Raw genomic sequence first — 14,065 nt, forward strand, 5'->3', positions numbered from 1 at the left:
TCGAGCCGTTGCGAATGAGGTTCTCCGCCCTCCTTCGCAACGGCTTCTATTTTTTTACCAACTGAAAAATTTCTGGTGAATTTTTCCCGGAGGCGTGCAAGGATGCCGCCAGCCTGACCCAAGGGAAAGGGTCGGTGGCTCCGTTGCGCGCTCCTGCAGCGCCCAGACGGAAGGTCCCTATAAGATCAATAGCGAACAGGGCTGCACAATGAAAAAAACCCTTCTCACCCTTCTTGCCACGGCTGCCATGTCGGCCACTGCATTCGCCGCGGACATCAAGCCGGCGATCATCTATGACCTGGGCGGCAAGTTCGACAAGTCGTTCAACGAAGCAGCCTACAATGGCGCGGAAAAGTTCAAGGCCGAGACCGGCATCGAATACCGCGACTTCGAAATCGCCAATGATGCGCAGCGCGAGCAGGCGCTCCGCCGCTTTGCCGGCGACGGCAACAACCCGATCGTGATGGCCGGTTTCTCCTGGTCCGCAGCGCTTGAGAAGGTCGCCGTGGAATATCCGGACACCAAGTTCGCCATCATCGACATGGTCGTCGACAAGCCGAACGTGCGCTCGGTCGTCTTCAAGGAAGAAGAAGGCGGCTGGCTCGCCGGCATCCTGGCCGGCATGGCCTCCAAGACGAAGACCGTCTCGTTCGTCGGCGGCATGGACATCCCGCTGATCCACAAGTTCGCCTGTGGCTATATCGGCGGCGCCAAGTCGCTCGGCCCGGATATCAAGGTTCTCGAAGCCTATACCGGCACGACGCCGGATGCCTGGAACGACCCGGTCAAGGGCGGCGAAATCGCAAAATCCCAGTTCGACCAGGGGTCTGACGTGGTCTACCACGCGGCCGGCGGCACGGGCGTCGGCGTTCTCCAGGCTGCGGCTGATGCCGGCAAGCTCGGCATCGGCGTCGATGCCAACCAGAACGGCCTGCAGCCTGGCAAGATCCTGACCTCGATGGTTAAGCGCGTCGACGTTGCCGTCTATGACGCCTTCATCACCGCCAAGAACGACACGTTCAAGCCGGGCGTCAACGTGCTCGGCCTCAAGGAAAGCGGCGTCGATGTCGCGATGGACGATAACAACGCACCGCTCATCACCGCAGAAATGAAGGCCGCAATCGACAAGGCGCGCGCCGACATCAACAGCGGCGCGGTCAAGGTGCACGACTACATGTCGGACGAGACCTGCCCCTACTAAGCGGCATAAACGGCCCGTTTGCTAAAGCAGACGGGCCGATTCCGTCTTGTCCCAGCCCCGGCCGGATCTTTTGCCTTGCGCAATTTTCGGCACGCAAGACCGCTGCACACTTTGCTGGAATTGCTTCAGTAGTGCGGCGGGCGGGTGATCGCAGGGGCATCGAGAGAGCCCTCTTCCAGCACGAGGAACCGTTCCGTCAGCCGATCCAGCTTCGTCCGGAGCTGTTCGACCACACGCCATTGATCGGCGAGCTGCTCGGAGAGTTCATCGATCATCTTCGCCTGGTGGGCGGCGTGTTCTTCAAGGCTTGCGATGCGCGCGGCCTGGATATCGGCAGGAACGTCTGGCGTGGTCATTGGCTGTCCTTGTCGGTCATAGGCCGGGCGGTTGGAGCTATAGCCGCCGGGAACGGCGCCCGCAATCGGGCTGGACAAGTGCGGCGGAAGCAACAAGACTACCACCGACCGGCCGAGGAGAACGGCCTGTCGGCCCTAAATCCCCGTAAGAGTGGATCGTCATGAGCGAACTGGCAATCGAATTGAAGGGCATCGACAAGAGCTTCGGCCTCGTCCACGCCAACCGGAACATCAACCTGAAGGTCCGCAAGGGCACCATTCACGGTATCATCGGCGAAAACGGCGCCGGCAAATCCACCCTCATGTCGATCCTCTACGGCTTCTACCAGGCCGATCACGGCGACATCGTCATCGACGGCAAGACGATCAAGATCCGCGATCCCAATGCGGCTATTGCCGCCGGCATCGGCATGGTGCACCAGCACTTCATGCTGGTCGAAAACTTCACCGTGCTGGAAAACATCATGCTCGGCGCGGAAGAAAGCCAGATTCTGAACGCCGGCATCACCAAGGCGCGTGCCGAGCTCAAGCGGCTCGAAAAGGAATATGCGCTGGAGGTCAATCCGGACGCGATCATCGAGGAACTGCCGGTCGGTCTCCAGCAGCGCGTGGAAATCCTCAAGGCGCTCTATCGCCGGGCCGACATCCTCATTCTCGACGAGCCGACGGGCGTGCTGACGCCGGCCGAAGCCGACCACCTGTTCCGCATCCTCGAGCAGCTGAAGGCCGAGGGCAAGACGGTGCTGCTCATCACCCACAAGCTGCGCGAGATCATGGCGATCACCGACGAGGTCTCCGTCATGCGCCGCGGCGAAATGGTGGCGACGCGCACGACGAAGGACACCTCGGTCGAAGAACTCGCCGAACTGATGGTCGGCCGCCGCGTGCTGCTGCGCGTCGAAAAGGGCGAGGCGAAGCCTGCCGACGTCAAGCTCTCGGTCAAGAATCTCACGGTGCGCGACAGCCGCGGCGTGACCATGGTGGACGACGTGTCCTTCGACATCCGGGCCGGCGAGATCGTCGGCATTGCGGGTGTGGCCGGCAACGGCCAGTCGGAACTGCTGGAGGCGATTTCCGGCATCCGTCGGGCGAAATCCGGCACCGTGTCGCTCAATGGCAGCGCCATCGACGTCACCGGCCATGTCGACCCGGCGGAGCTGCGCAAGCGCGGCCTCGCCCATGTGCCGGAAGATCGCCACCATGTCGGGCTGGTGCTGAAATTCGAGGAAAGCGAGAACGCCATCCTCGGCTATCACGACGACCCGAAATACCGCAAAGGCCTGCTGCTCGACATCGACGCGATCCGCGCCGATGCTGAGGAGAAGATCGCCGCCTACGATATCCGCCCGCCGAACCCAAGGCTGAAGACCGCCAATTTCTCCGGCGGCAACCAGCAGAAGATCGTTTTGGCGCGCGAGATGGAACGCGGGCCGGACGTGCTGATCATCGGCCAACCGACGCGCGGTGTGGATGTCGGCGCCATCGAGTTCATTCACAAGCGCATCATCGAGATGCGCGATCAGGGTAAGGCGGTGCTGCTCGTGTCCGTGGAACTCGACGAGATCCGCGCGCTGTCGGATCGGATTCTCGTGATGTTTGCCGGCCGCGTCGTCGGCGAGCGCACGCCGGACGCCACCGAAGGAGAACTGGGCCTCTTGATGGCCGGTGTTGAAGGCCGGAAGGAGGCCGCGGAATGAGTGTTCCTCACGCGAAACTGCCGGGCTGGGCCGAATATGGCCTGATCCCGCTGGTCAACCTCGCCGCCGCCTTCCTCATTTCCGGTCTCGTGGTGCTCATCGTCGGCGAAAGCCCGCTGGAGGCCGCCTATCACATGATCAACGGCGCCTTCGGGCGCGGCGAATATATCGGCTTCACGCTCTACTATACGACGACCTTCATCTTCACCGGTCTTGCCGTCGCCGTCGCCTTCCATTGCGGCCTGTTCAATATCGGTGGCGAAGGCCAGGCCTATATCGGCGGCATCGGGGTGGCACTCGCCTGTCTTTCCTTCGACCGCGTGCTGCCCTGGTACCTGCTCTTCCCGATCGCCGTCATCGGTGCTGCCTTCTTCGGCGCGCTCTGGGCGATGATCCCCGGCTGGTTGCAGGCCAAGCGCGGCAGCCATATCGTCATCACGACGATCATGTTCAACTTCATCGCCGCCAGCCTGATGAACTACCTGCTCAACCGGGTGTTCAAGCCGCTCGGCTCCATGTCGCTCGAAACCCGTACCTTCGAGACCGGTGGCCAGTTGCCCAAACTCGACTGGCTGATGTCGATCTTCGGCCTTTCCGTCGGCAATGCCCCCTTCAACATCTCCTTCCTGCTGGCGCTTCTTGCGGCCTTCGGCGTGTGGGTGCTGATCTGGCGCACCCGGCTCGGCTACGAGATGCGCACGATGGGCCACAGCCCGGCCGCCGCACGCTACGCCGGCATCAAGGAAGCCAAGATCATCGTCATCACGATGATGATCTCCGGCGGTCTTGCCGGCATGATGGCGCTGAACCCGATCATGGGCGAGCAGTTCCGCATGCAGCTCGATTTCGTGCAGGGCGCGGGCTTCGTCGGCATCGCCGTTGCGCTGATTGGCCGCTCGCATCCGGCGGGCATCATCCCCGCTGCGCTGCTCTTCGGCATGCTCTACCAGGGCGGGGCGGAAATCTCCTTCGAGATGCCCTCCATCTCGCGCGACATGATCGTCATCATCCAGGGTCTCGTCATCCTCTTTGCCGGCGCGCTCGAACATATGTTCCGCCCGGCCATCACGCGGATCATCTTCGGGCTGTCGCCCAAGGGCCGCCAAGCCGCCGCAACGAAGGGAGCCTGAGCCATGGATTTCTTTCAGGTCTTCATCGAACTTGCGCAGTCCACCGTCCGCGTCTCGACGCCGCTGATCCTTGCCGCCCTTGCCGGCCTCTTCACCGAACGCGCCGGCGTCTTCGACATCGGGCTCGAGGGCAAGATGCTGGGGGCGGCCTTTGCCGCCGGCACCGTCGCCTACATCACGCAGTCCGTGGCGATGGGCCTCGGGGCCGCCATCCTCGTCTCCGTGTTGCTCTCGCTGGTGCACGGCTATGCCTCGATCACCCAGCGCGGCAGCCAGATCGTCTCGGGCGTCGCCATCAACTTCGTCGTGGCCGGCTCCACCGTCATCCTCGGCGAAGCCTGGTTCCGCCAGGGCGGGCGCACGCCCGCACTGATGGAAAGCGGCCGCTTCGGCACGATCAAGCTCCCCTTTGCCGATGCGCTGCGTGAGGTGCCGATCCTCGGTCCGCTCTATTCCGGTCTGCTCTCCGGCCACTCGCCGCTGACCTATTTCGCCTTCCTCATGGTGCCGGCAAGCTGGTGGATCCTCTACCGCACGCGCTTCGGCCTGCGTCTTCGCGCCGTCGGCGAAAATCCGGGCGCCGTCGACACCGCCGGCATCTCGGTCATCTGGCTGCGCTACCGCGCCGTCATCTGCTGCGGCATCCTCTGCGGCATTGCCGGCGCCTACCTCTCGCTTGCGGCGAATGCCGGTTTCACCAAGGGCATGACGGCGGGCAAGGGCTATATTGCGCTCGCCGCCCTCATCTTCGCCAAATGGCGGCCGAAGAACATTCTCTTCGCCTGCCTGCTCTTCGGCTTCCTCGATGCCTTCGCCATCCGCTACCAGGGCTACGCCTTCCCGCTGATCGGCAAGGTGCCGGTACAATTCATGCAGGCGCTGCCCTATATCCTGACCGTGATCCTGCTTGCAGGCTTCATCGGCAAGGCCATTCCGCCGAAGGCCGGCGGCGTGCCCTACGTCAAGGAGCGATAACATGTCCCATGACCTCTTCGAGGCGGCGCGCGCGGCGATGGCCTTCGCGCATGCGCCCTATTCCAAGTTCCCCGTGGGTGCGGCGATCCGCGCCGAGGACGGAAAAATCTATGCCGGCGCCAACATCGAGAACCTGTCGTTCCCGCAGGGCTGGTGCGCCGAGCCGACAGCGATCAGCCACATGATCATGGCCGGCAACAAGAAGATCGTCGAGATGGCCGTCATCGCGGAAAAGCTGCCGCTCTGCCCGCCCTGCGGCGGCTGCCGGCAGAAGATCGCCGAGTTCGCCACGGCGAAAACGCCGATCTATCTGTGCGACGAGATCGGCGTGAAGAAGACCATGACCATGGAAGAACTGCTGCCGCACAGCTTTGCGACGGATGTGCTCGGATGAGCGCGGCAACGACAGAACTGCTGCGCGCCCGCCTCGGCGGCGTGCTGCCACGCTACGGCATCGTGCTCGGTTCCGGCCTCGGCTCGCTGGTCGGTGCCGTGCAGAACGCGCTCCGCATCCCCTATGCCGACCTGCCGAGTTTTCCGGTCAGCTCCGTGTCCGGCCATGCCGGCGAGCTGGTCATCGGCTATCTCGGCACCGAACCGGTCATCATGCTTTCCGGACGCGTGCACTACTATGAAAGCGGCGATGCCAATGCCATGCGTCCGCCGATCGAAGTGCTGAAGGGGCTCGGCGTCACCTCGCTGATCCTCACCAATTCGGCAGGCTCCGTGCGCGAGGACATGCCGCCAGGCTCGGTGATGCGGATTTCCGACCACATCAACTTTTCCGGCACCAATCCGCTGATCGGCCTCGACAGCGACGACCGTTTCGTCGGCATGACCAATGCCTATGACGCGGATCTCGCCGCCCGCATGGATGCAGCGGCAAAGACACTCGATATCCCGCTGTCATCCGGCGTCTACATGTGGTTCTCCGGTCCGAACTTCGAGACCCCGGCGGAAATCCGCATGGCGCGCGTCTTCGGCGCAGATGCCGTCGGCATGTCGACCGTGCCGGAAGTGCTGATCGCCCGCCATCTCGGCCTCAAGGTCGCGGCCGCCTCGGTCATCACCAATTTCGGCGCCGGCATGACGGGCGGCGAACTCAGCCATCACGAAACCAAGGACATGGCCCCGATCGGCGGAAAGCGGCTTGCCGCCATTCTCGCCGAAATGATCGCGGGCGGAGGCAACGACCATGCATGACACGGCGAAAAGGGCACTCTCGCTGCTCGACCTGACGGATCTTACGGACGATTGCGATGCTGCCGCGATCGAAAAGCTTTGCGCGCAGGCGCAGACACCCTTTGGCACGACGGCTGCCATCTGCATCTGGCCGCGCTTCGTCGCGCAGGCGCGCGGCATTCTCGGCAAGGGCCATGCGGTGAAGATCGCGACCGTCGTCAACTTCCCTTCCGGCAATCTGGTGGTTTCTGATGTGCTGGCGGAGACGAAACAGGCGATCGCCGATGGCGCAGACGAGATCGACCTCGTCATCCCCTATCGCGACTTCATTGCCGGCGACGAAGGGGCCGTCACGGACATGGTGAAAGCCGTAAAGGCGGCCTGCACGCCGCCCGTCATCCTCAAGACCATTCTGGAAACCGGCGAACTCAAGGACCCGGCGCTGATCCGCGAGTCGTCCGACCTCGCGATTGCCGCCGGCGCCGACTTCATCAAGACCTCGACCGGCAAGGTTTCCGTCAACGCGACGTTGCAGGCCGCCGAGATCATGCTGAATGCCATCAAGACCAGCGGCAAGCCGGTCGGCTTCAAGCCGGCGGGTGGCGTGCGCACCGTGACGGATGCGGGCGAATATCTGGCACTTGCGGCCTCCATCCTCGGCGAAGGCTGGGCGACGCCCAAGACCTTCCGCTTCGGTGCCTCCGGCCTGCTCGGCGACATTCTGTCCGTGCTCGGCGGTCAGGCCGCGCCGTCGGCACCGGCGAGCTACTAAATGCTCCCGCAGGAGACGATCCGCCGCAAGCGCAGTGGCGAGCCTCTCAGCCGTGAGGAAATCGCGCGCTTCGTCGCCGGTGTGACCGATGGCAGCGTCTCCGAGGGGCAGGTGGCGGCCTTCGCCATGGCCGTTTGGTTCAACGGCATGGCCCGCGACGAGACGGTGGCGCTGACGCTTGCCATGCGCGATTCGGGCGACGTGCTCGACTGGTCGCATATCGACCGGCCGATCGCCGACAAACATTCCACCGGCGGCGTCGGCGACAACGTCTCGCTGGTGCTGGCGCCGATCGCAGCGGCCTGCGGGCTTGCCGTGCCGATGATCTCCGGCCGCGGGCTTGGCCATACCGGCGGCACGCTCGATAAGCTGGAATCGATCCCCGGCTATACGATCATGCCGTCCGCCGATCTCTTCCGCCGTACGGTGAAGGACATCGGATGCGCCATCATAGGGCAGACGACGGCCCTTGCGCCCGCCGACAAGCGTATTTACGCGATCCGCGACGTGACGGCGACGGTCGATTCCGTGCCGCTGATCACCGCCTCCATTCTCTCGAAGAAACTTGCCGCCGGCCTGCAATCGCTGGTGCTCGACGTGAAGGTCGGCAACGGCGCCTTCATGACGGAAATCTCCGAAGCCGAAACACTCGCCCGCTCGCTGGTCGAGGTGGCGAATGGTGCCGGCGTCAAAACCTCCGCACTCATCACCGACATGAACCAGCCGCTGGCCGACGCCGCCGGTAACGCGGTCGAGATCGCCAACTGCATTGCCTTCCTGAAGAGCGAGAAGACCGGCACGCGGCTGGAGCGCATCGTGCTTGCCTTCGCGGCGGAGATGCTGGTTCTGTCCGGGTTGGAAAAAGACGCGACGGCGGCCGAAGCAAAGGCGGCGCAGGCGCTTGCCAGCGGCGCTGCGGCGGAAACCTTTGGCCGCATGGTGCACGCGCTGGGCGGCCCTGCCGACCTCATGGAGAAGGCCGGAGCCTATTTGCAGCCGGCGCCGGTCATTCTTGCCGTGACGGCTTCCAAAGCCGGCTATCTGGTGTCTTGCGACACGCGTGGCGTCGGCCTCGCCGTCATAGAGCTTGGCGGCGGACGCAGCAGACCTGACGATGCGATCGACCATCGCGTCGGCTTCGACCGCTTGTTGCCTCTCGGCACGAAGGTGGAAAAGGGCGGCGAAATCGGCCGGGTGCATGCGGCAAACGCGGCGGATGCGGCCCGTGCTTCAGCGCGGCTTGCCGAAATCTACCGGATTGCGCCGGAGACCCCATCTCCGGCACCCGATATCCTGACGCGCATCAGCGGGTGAGATGCAGCTTGCCGTCTTCGACCTTGTAGGACGACAAGCTCTTCAAAAAGCTCATGCCGATCAGCGTGCTGGAAAGCGCCTTGTCATCCAGCACCATGGCGCCGATGTTTTCCAGCCGCACCGGGCCGATCTCGATCCTGTCGAGACGGATATAGGCGGCACGCGCCTTGCCGTTTGCGGTGTCCACGGCATACCGGAAATCGAGGTCGGCGCGATCGATGCCGATACGCTGTGCCGTCGAGACGTTGATGGCAACCATGCTGGCGCCCGTATCAACGAGCCCCTGTTCCTTGCGGCCGTTGAGGGTGAAGACGCCGGTGAAATGACCGCTCGGATCCGCATCGATCACCGCGCTGCGATTGCCGGTATAGCGCGCACCGCCCTGCCCCACCGGTACGGAAACCGTCTCGACCTTCGCGGCGGGTTGGTCGCCGGCCGATTCGAGATAGCGCTTCGCAACGTCGGGTACGAAGGCGGCGGTGGCGAGGACGGCACCGGCAAGAAAAGCAAGGCTGCGGACGGACATGAACGGGTCTCCGAAAAGATCTGTCCCGAAATAACACGCATCCGGCTAACGGACGGCAAAAGGGGCGCTCGACGGCGCCCCTCTCCACGATCTTCTTTTCGCTTGGTGAACAAGCAGTTAACTGGCCACCACCGTCACCCACCCTCCGCGAGGTGGGCGTGAATGGATGGTCGGGTCAAGCCCGACCATGACGGAGGAGAGGTACTAAATTACTTGGTGCCATACATCCGGTCGCCGGCATCGCCGAGACCGGGCACGATATAGCCCTTCTCATTGAGCTGACGGTCGATGGAGGCGGTGTAGACCGGCACGTCCGGATGGTGCGCGCGAAAACTCTTGATGCCTTCCGGGGCGGCAAGCAGGCAGAGGAAGCGGATGTTCGTCGCACCACGGCTCTTCAGCGTGTCGATGGCGGCAATCGCCGAATTGCCGGTGGCCAGCATCGGATCGACGACGATGACCAGACGTTCGTCGATGCTGTCCGGCGCCTTGAAGAAATATTCGACCGCCTCGAGCGTCTCGTGATCGCGATAGACGCCTATATGCGAGACGCGGGCCGACGGCACCAGTTCCAGCATGCCTTCGAGCAGGCCGTTGCCGGCGCGCAGGATGGAGGCGAAGACGAGCTTCTTGCCTTCCAGTACCGGCGCGTCGATCTCTTCGAGCGGCGTCTGGATGCGCGCGGTCGTCAGTTCCAGGTCGCGCGTGACCTCGTAACAGAGCAGCGTGGAGATCTCGCGCAGCAGGCGGCGAAAACTGCCGGTCGACGTTTCCTTCTTGCGCATGATGGTCAGCTTGTGCTGCACGAGCGGGTGATCGATGACTGTGACGCCGTCCATGGCCAACCTTCCGAATAAAGTGAACGTTCCTTTTTCCACGGAACGGCAGAGGCCTGCAAGAGAAGACAGCCGGCCGCAGGCAACATCCCCAGCCGGCTTGCCCGTTATAGCGCCGAAAGCAGCTTCTGCCGCGTCGGTTCGTCGACGAAAGCCGCTTCGATGGCGGTGCGCGTCATGCCGAGAATGTCCGCGTCGCTGAAGCCCATGACGGTTGAGGCGACCTCGTATTCGCGGGCGAGCGAGGTGTGGAAGAACGGCGGATCGTCGGAATTGAGCGTGACGCGCACGCCGGCCTGGTGGAGGGCGCGCAGCGGATGGCTTTCGAAATCCGGAAAGACGCTCAGCGCGACATTCGAGCCGGGGCAGACTTCGAGCACCACCCCTTCGTCCGCCAGCCGCTTCACCAGATCCGCATCCTCGATCGCCCGCACACCATGGCTGATGCGCGAGGGACGGACGTGATCCAGCGCGTCGCGCACGCTGAAAGCGCCGGAGAGTTCGCCGGCGTGGATGGTGATACCGAGGCCGGCGTCGCGGGCGATGTCGAAGGCGCGGGTGAAGTCGGCGACGCGGTGCATACGTTCCTCGCCGGCAAGATTGAAGCCGGTGATAAGTGGATGCGGCCGGCGCGCAGCATATTCCGCCGCCTTGACCACGCGTTCTGGGCCGAAATGGCGGATGCCGACAATGAGAAGGCGTGTCTCGATGCCGGTCTTCGCCTTTGCCCGCTCGGCGCCTTCAGCGAGGCCGCGAACGTAGGCGTCCGCCCCGATGCGGACGGCGTCGCCCTGATCAGGCGAGACGATCAACTCACTATAGATGGCGCCGGCTTCAGCGATCTCGGTGAGATAGGTTTCGGCGAGCAGCGCGTAATCCTCCTCCGTGCGGAAGAGATTGGCCGTCGCATCATAGCTTTGCACGAAACTGGTGAAATCCTGCCAGGCATAAGCGCCGTCGCGGATGAAGGCGGAGGTGTCGATGCCGTAGCGCGTAGCCTGCGCCAAGGCCAGCGCCGGCGGTGTCGCGCCCTCGATATGGCAGTGCAGCTCCGCCTTTGGCATGATTTTCGTCACAAAAAGCTCCTTCCGTGCGGGCCTGGCGGGATGCCGAGATGGCGGGCGATGCTTTCACCGATATCGGCGAAGGTCTTACGGGTTTCGATAAGCCGCGAACGGATACCGGGGCCGAAACTCAGGATCGGCACGCGTTCGCGCGTGTGGTCCGTGCCGCGCCAGGTCGGGTCGCAGCCGTGGTCGGCGGTGAGGATGACGACATCGCCGGGCTTCAGCTTGCGGTCCACTTCCGGCAGGCGCCGGTCGAAGGCTTCGAGCGCGGCAGCATAGCCAGGCACATCACGCCGATGGCCGTAGAGCATGTCGAAATCGACAAAATTGGTGAAAACGAGATCGCCATCCTTGGCTTCATCCATGACGCTGAGCGTCGCGTCGAACAGCGCCATGTTGCCGTTCGCCTTGGTGAGCGTGCCGATGCCCTGATGGGCAAAAATGTCGCCGATCTTGCCGACGGCGTGCACCGTGCGGCCGGCTTCCGCTAGCCGGTCGAGCAGCGTCTGCTCCGGGGGCAGCACGGAATAGTCCCGGCGATTTCCGGTGCGCTCGAAGGTCTCCGGCGCCTCACCGACGAAGGGCCGCGCGATGACCCGGCCGATGCGCCCGCCCGGCCGCTCGTCGAGGATTTTTCGCACGGCCTGGCAGAAAGCGAGAAGCCGGTCGAGGCCGAAGGAGCCTTCATGCGCGGCGATCTGGAAGACGGAATCGGAGGACGTGTAGCAGATCGGCTTGCCGGTGCGCCGATGCTCCAGGCCGTATCGGGCGATGATATCCGTGCCGGACGCATGGCAATTGCCAAGGATGCCCGGCACATTGCCGGCCGTGCAGATCGCGTCGACCAGCTCCGGCTCGAAGGCATCGCCTTCCGCCGGGAAGTAGCCCCAGTCGAAGGTCACGGGCGTGCCGGCGATCTCCCAATGGCCTGATGGCGTGTCCTTGCCGTTCGAGACTTCGCTCGCCGCACCATGGTAGCCGAAGACGCGCTGTGGCACGTCCATGCCATCTGGGAAACGGCCGGTGGCGGCGCGGGCAGCGTGCAGAAGGCCAAGCGCCGACATGTTGGGAAGTTTCAGCGGCCCTTGCCGGAGACCCGGTCTGTCGGCCGCACCGGCTGCGCAGAATTCCGCAATGTGGCCGAGCGTGTCTGCGCCGAGGTCGCCGAACGTGTCCGCATCCGGCCCGCCGCCGATACCGAAGGAGTCGAGAACGAAGAGGAAGGCTCGCGCCATGGATCACCTATCGCATGTCGCCGAAACGGCGGATGGACTGCGTGACATGACACAGGCGCGGCGAGAGGTTCAAGCGAAATCGGCAGATGTGCGTGCCTGGCTCAGCAACCCGAGCAAGCGATCGTCTTGCCTTTGCGCAGGCCGAAGTAGCTCGTCTTGGCAAGTGGGAAGGAGCTGAGCCTGGACGAGAGATTGGGCGCCATGAGCAATATGGTATAGGGCACGGACAGCTCCGTGCGCACGAAGAACAGGCTCTTGGCACCCTGAATGTTGCTCGGCAAGACGACGGCCGTTCCCTTGGTATAGGGCTCCCCCTTGGCCTGATCGCGCGACCATGCGACGGTCGCCTTGCCATCCGCATCGACGGCGACGCCGGTGATCTTCAGCGTGTATCCGTCAGCCTGCTGGAAGGGTGCAATGACGCGTTTTGTGACCTCTTTCATCGTATCCAACGTGTCCGCCGTTGTTGCAGACTCCTGCGTCAACAGGTCGGAGACGGTGCTGGCCGCTCGGCTGACCTTGCTCGACATGTTGATGCCGACGGAAATCTCGAATGCACTGACATAGGCCATGATCAGAAGCGGCGCGACGATTGCGAATTCGATGGCGCCCGCTCCCTGCCGGTCCAGACCGAAGCGGCGCAGCAGGCTCCGTCCTTGCAAGGTCACCCTCTTGCCGACGAGCACAGGTGAAAAGACCGTACGCATCACGGATAGTCCTCGTTCTGGATAACGGCTGTCGAGACCATCAGGTAGTTCTGCTTGCTACCGTCAGCAGACCTGATGGTGGAGAGATAGGGGCGGATGATGTCGGTGACGGTATCCCAGCGATAGTAGGCACGCACAATATTGATCGACTTCTTGCCGCCCGGGGCAAATTGGAACGCGGTCGTATCGAGATCCTTGCCCGTCAGCGGAACCGATTTCGGAATTTCCGCGAAAGTCTTGAAACTGCGCACATCCAGCCAGAGCTTGTTGGGCGCCTTCAGCTCATCCGCCGAGCACTTCAGCATGATGGCGATTTCTTCGCAGAAGGCCGCGCGGAACTCTTCCTTGGTCTTGTCCGTGTCTTTTTTTCCAAGATTGTAGGTGATCTCGCCGGTGCGGATCTTGCGCGCCATTGTATCGGTCGCGCTGGCAAGAAGCTGCTCGGCGGAAAAGGCGACGAACGTTTCGACCGAGGCGAAGACAATAAGGAAGAAAGGCAGCGTGAGGATGGTGAATTCAATCGCCGTCGCGCCGTCGCGGCGAGCGAAGAAGCGACCGATCAGACCCTTCATCGGCCGTCGGCGAACTGTTGTGTCTTGATCGAGCGACATCGCGATCCGTTCCCAAATGCTGGACACGGCGAGAGTAGACGGCAGACTGTTTATTTTTCGTGTGTGCGAGGCCGAAGAATTGAACGGCTTCCCATATTCGGACGCCCGAAGCGAAACAGGTCCTCAGCCGCCCGTCGCGGCGCGGGTCGAGTGTTCCTCGCAGTTTGGCGTACAGGACAGCACGGATCTATCGGTCTGCCGGAAGACACGCACCGTGTTGCCTTCATCGATCGACACGAGAATACGCTCGTCGATGATCGCGTTTCCGTCGGCGTCGAGAAGAACCAGATTGGTCGTTCCGAAACTGCGGCCCGTCAGGACGATGGTGCGCGCGTCGGCCACAGTCGCATCGGCGACCTCGGCATTGCCGATGATCACCTTGCTGACCGGACGATCGAGCCGCAGCACACGGGCATGATCCATGTAGACGCGCATCAGCGGTTCTTCGGCCATGGC

The 14,065-nt window shown here is 63.3% G+C and carries 16 protein-coding genes; 8 read left to right on the plus strand and 8 right to left on the minus strand.

The window, feature by feature from the left end:
• Positions 1 to 208 precede the first annotated feature (208 nt).
• Positions 209 to 1,201 carry a BMP family lipoprotein gene (locus BSY16_RS14865; RefSeq protein ID WP_069060384.1) on the plus strand — a complete coding sequence of 331 codons (993 nt, stop codon included), beginning with the start codon at positions 209 to 211 and terminating at the stop codon, positions 1,199 to 1,201.
• Between the two features lie 125 nt (positions 1,202 to 1,326).
• On the opposite strand, the gene BSY16_RS14870 is transcribed toward BSY16_RS14865, so the two are convergent.
• Positions 1,327 to 1,557 carry a SlyX family protein gene (locus tag BSY16_RS14870; RefSeq protein ID WP_069060385.1) on the minus strand — a complete coding sequence of 77 codons (231 nt, stop codon included), beginning with the start codon at positions 1,555 to 1,557 and terminating at the stop codon, positions 1,327 to 1,329.
• Positions 1,558 to 1,718: 161 nt separating this feature from the next.
• Here BSY16_RS14870 and BSY16_RS14875 point away from each other — a divergent pair, with 161 nt between their 5' ends.
• Genes BSY16_RS14875 through deoA form a run of 7 tightly spaced genes read left to right on the plus strand, consistent with a single transcriptional unit; the run spans position 1,719 to position 8,627 of the window.
• Positions 1,719 to 3,254: an ABC transporter ATP-binding protein gene (locus BSY16_RS14875; RefSeq protein ID WP_069060386.1), complete on the plus strand. Its 1,536-nt coding sequence runs from the start codon at positions 1,719 to 1,721 to the stop codon at positions 3,252 to 3,254.
• On the plus strand, positions 3,251 to 4,384 hold the full coding sequence (locus BSY16_RS14880; RefSeq protein ID WP_069060387.1) for an ABC transporter permease: 1,134 nt from the start codon (positions 3,251 to 3,253) through the stop codon (positions 4,382 to 4,384). The genes BSY16_RS14875 and BSY16_RS14880 overlap by 4 nt, the downstream gene beginning before the upstream one ends.
• Positions 4,385 to 4,387: 3 nt before the next feature.
• On the plus strand, positions 4,388 to 5,359 hold the full coding sequence (locus BSY16_RS14885; protein ID WP_069060388.1) for an ABC transporter permease: 972 nt from the start codon (positions 4,388 to 4,390) through the stop codon (positions 5,357 to 5,359).
• Position 5,360: 1 nt separating this feature from the next.
• Positions 5,361 to 5,753: a cytidine deaminase gene (locus BSY16_RS14890; RefSeq protein WP_069060389.1), complete on the plus strand. Its 393-nt coding sequence runs from the start codon at positions 5,361 to 5,363 to the stop codon at positions 5,751 to 5,753.
• Entirely contained in the window at positions 5,750 to 6,562 is an 813-nt protein-coding gene (locus BSY16_RS14895) for a purine-nucleoside phosphorylase (RefSeq protein WP_069060390.1), read from the plus strand. The genes BSY16_RS14890 and BSY16_RS14895 overlap by 4 nt, the downstream gene beginning before the upstream one ends.
• Positions 6,555 to 7,313 carry a deoxyribose-phosphate aldolase gene (gene deoC / locus BSY16_RS14900; RefSeq protein ID WP_069060391.1) on the plus strand — a complete coding sequence of 253 codons (759 nt, stop codon included), beginning with the start codon at positions 6,555 to 6,557 and terminating at the stop codon, positions 7,311 to 7,313. Before BSY16_RS14895 ends, deoC begins: the two co-directional genes overlap by 8 nt.
• On the plus strand, positions 7,314 to 8,627 hold the full coding sequence (deoA, locus tag BSY16_RS14905) for a thymidine phosphorylase (protein WP_069060392.1): 1,314 nt from the start codon (positions 7,314 to 7,316) through the stop codon (positions 8,625 to 8,627).
• Here the strand turns inward: deoA and BSY16_RS14910 are convergent.
• The 7 genes from BSY16_RS14910 to BSY16_RS14940 all read right to left on the minus strand — a co-directional run bounded on the left by BSY16_RS14910 (position 8,617) and on the right by BSY16_RS14940 (position 14,062).
• Positions 8,617 to 9,153, minus strand: a complete 537-nt coding sequence (locus BSY16_RS14910) for a TIGR02281 family clan AA aspartic protease (RefSeq protein WP_069060393.1) — start codon at positions 9,151 to 9,153, stop codon at positions 8,617 to 8,619. The two genes, deoA and BSY16_RS14910, sit on opposite strands and share 11 nt — an antisense overlap.
• 209 nt (positions 9,154 to 9,362) lie before the next feature.
• Positions 9,363 to 9,992, minus strand: a complete 630-nt coding sequence (upp, locus tag BSY16_RS14915) for a uracil phosphoribosyltransferase (protein WP_069060394.1) — start codon at positions 9,990 to 9,992, stop codon at positions 9,363 to 9,365.
• 104 nt (positions 9,993 to 10,096) lie between these two features.
• Entirely contained in the window at positions 10,097 to 11,053 is a 957-nt protein-coding gene (locus BSY16_RS14920; RefSeq protein WP_502696009.1) for an adenosine deaminase, read from the minus strand.
• An 8-nt stretch (positions 11,054 to 11,061) separates the two neighbouring features.
• Positions 11,062 to 12,291 carry a phosphopentomutase gene (locus BSY16_RS14925; protein ID WP_069060396.1) on the minus strand — a complete coding sequence of 410 codons (1,230 nt, stop codon included), beginning with the start codon at positions 12,289 to 12,291 and terminating at the stop codon, positions 11,062 to 11,064.
• A 101-nt stretch (positions 12,292 to 12,392) separates the two neighbouring features.
• Positions 12,393 to 12,998, minus strand: a complete 606-nt coding sequence (locus BSY16_RS14930; protein WP_150129970.1) for a TadE/TadG family type IV pilus assembly protein — start codon at positions 12,996 to 12,998, stop codon at positions 12,393 to 12,395.
• Positions 12,998 to 13,609 carry a TadE/TadG family type IV pilus assembly protein gene (locus BSY16_RS14935; protein WP_069060397.1) on the minus strand — a complete coding sequence of 204 codons (612 nt, stop codon included), beginning with the start codon at positions 13,607 to 13,609 and terminating at the stop codon, positions 12,998 to 13,000. Before BSY16_RS14935 ends, BSY16_RS14930 begins: the two co-directional genes overlap by 1 nt.
• A gap of 123 nt (positions 13,610 to 13,732) precedes the next feature.
• Complete coding sequence (locus BSY16_RS14940) at positions 13,733 to 14,062, minus strand: pilus assembly protein N-terminal domain-containing protein (protein ID WP_150130056.1); 330 nt, start codon at positions 14,060 to 14,062, stop codon at positions 13,733 to 13,735.
• Between the last annotated feature and the right edge of the window lie 3 nt (positions 14,063 to 14,065).

The organism is Sinorhizobium sp. RAC02, assembly GCF_001713395.1.
Classification (GTDB): domain Bacteria; phylum Pseudomonadota; class Alphaproteobacteria; order Rhizobiales; family Rhizobiaceae; genus Shinella.

Bases quoted from the DNA above. Each gene is read 5' to 3' on its own strand.
- BSY16_RS14865 (WP_069060384.1), top strand. From the start codon at position 209: ATGAAAAAAACCCTTCTCACCCTTCTTGCCACGGCTGCCATGTCGGCC.
- BSY16_RS14870 (WP_069060385.1), bottom strand. From the start codon at position 1,557: ATGACCACGCCAGACGTTCCTGCCGATATCCAGGCCGCGCGCATCGCA.
- BSY16_RS14875 (WP_069060386.1), top strand. From the start codon at position 1,719: ATGAGCGAACTGGCAATCGAATTGAAGGGCATCGACAAGAGCTTCGGC.
- BSY16_RS14880 (WP_069060387.1), top strand. From the start codon at position 3,251: ATGAGTGTTCCTCACGCGAAACTGCCGGGCTGGGCCGAATATGGCCTG.
- BSY16_RS14885 (WP_069060388.1), top strand. From the start codon at position 4,388: ATGGATTTCTTTCAGGTCTTCATCGAACTTGCGCAGTCCACCGTCCGC.
- BSY16_RS14890 (WP_069060389.1), top strand. From the start codon at position 5,361: ATGTCCCATGACCTCTTCGAGGCGGCGCGCGCGGCGATGGCCTTCGCG.
- BSY16_RS14895 (WP_069060390.1), top strand. From the start codon at position 5,750: ATGAGCGCGGCAACGACAGAACTGCTGCGCGCCCGCCTCGGCGGCGTG.
- deoC (WP_069060391.1), top strand. From the start codon at position 6,555: ATGCATGACACGGCGAAAAGGGCACTCTCGCTGCTCGACCTGACGGAT.
- deoA (WP_069060392.1), top strand. From the start codon at position 7,314: ATGCTCCCGCAGGAGACGATCCGCCGCAAGCGCAGTGGCGAGCCTCTC.
- BSY16_RS14910 (WP_069060393.1), bottom strand. From the start codon at position 9,153: ATGTCCGTCCGCAGCCTTGCTTTTCTTGCCGGTGCCGTCCTCGCCACC.
- upp (WP_069060394.1), bottom strand. From the start codon at position 9,992: ATGGACGGCGTCACAGTCATCGATCACCCGCTCGTGCAGCACAAGCTG.
- BSY16_RS14920 (WP_502696009.1), bottom strand. From the start codon at position 11,053: ATGCCAAAGGCGGAGCTGCACTGCCATATCGAGGGCGCGACACCGCCG.
- BSY16_RS14925 (WP_069060396.1), bottom strand. From the start codon at position 12,291: ATGGCGCGAGCCTTCCTCTTCGTTCTCGACTCCTTCGGTATCGGCGGC.
- BSY16_RS14930 (WP_150129970.1), bottom strand. From the start codon at position 12,998: ATGCGTACGGTCTTTTCACCTGTGCTCGTCGGCAAGAGGGTGACCTTG.
- BSY16_RS14935 (WP_069060397.1), bottom strand. From the start codon at position 13,609: ATGTCGCTCGATCAAGACACAACAGTTCGCCGACGGCCGATGAAGGGT.
- BSY16_RS14940 (WP_150130056.1), bottom strand. From the start codon at position 14,062: ATGGCCGAAGAACCGCTGATGCGCGTCTACATGGATCATGCCCGTGTG.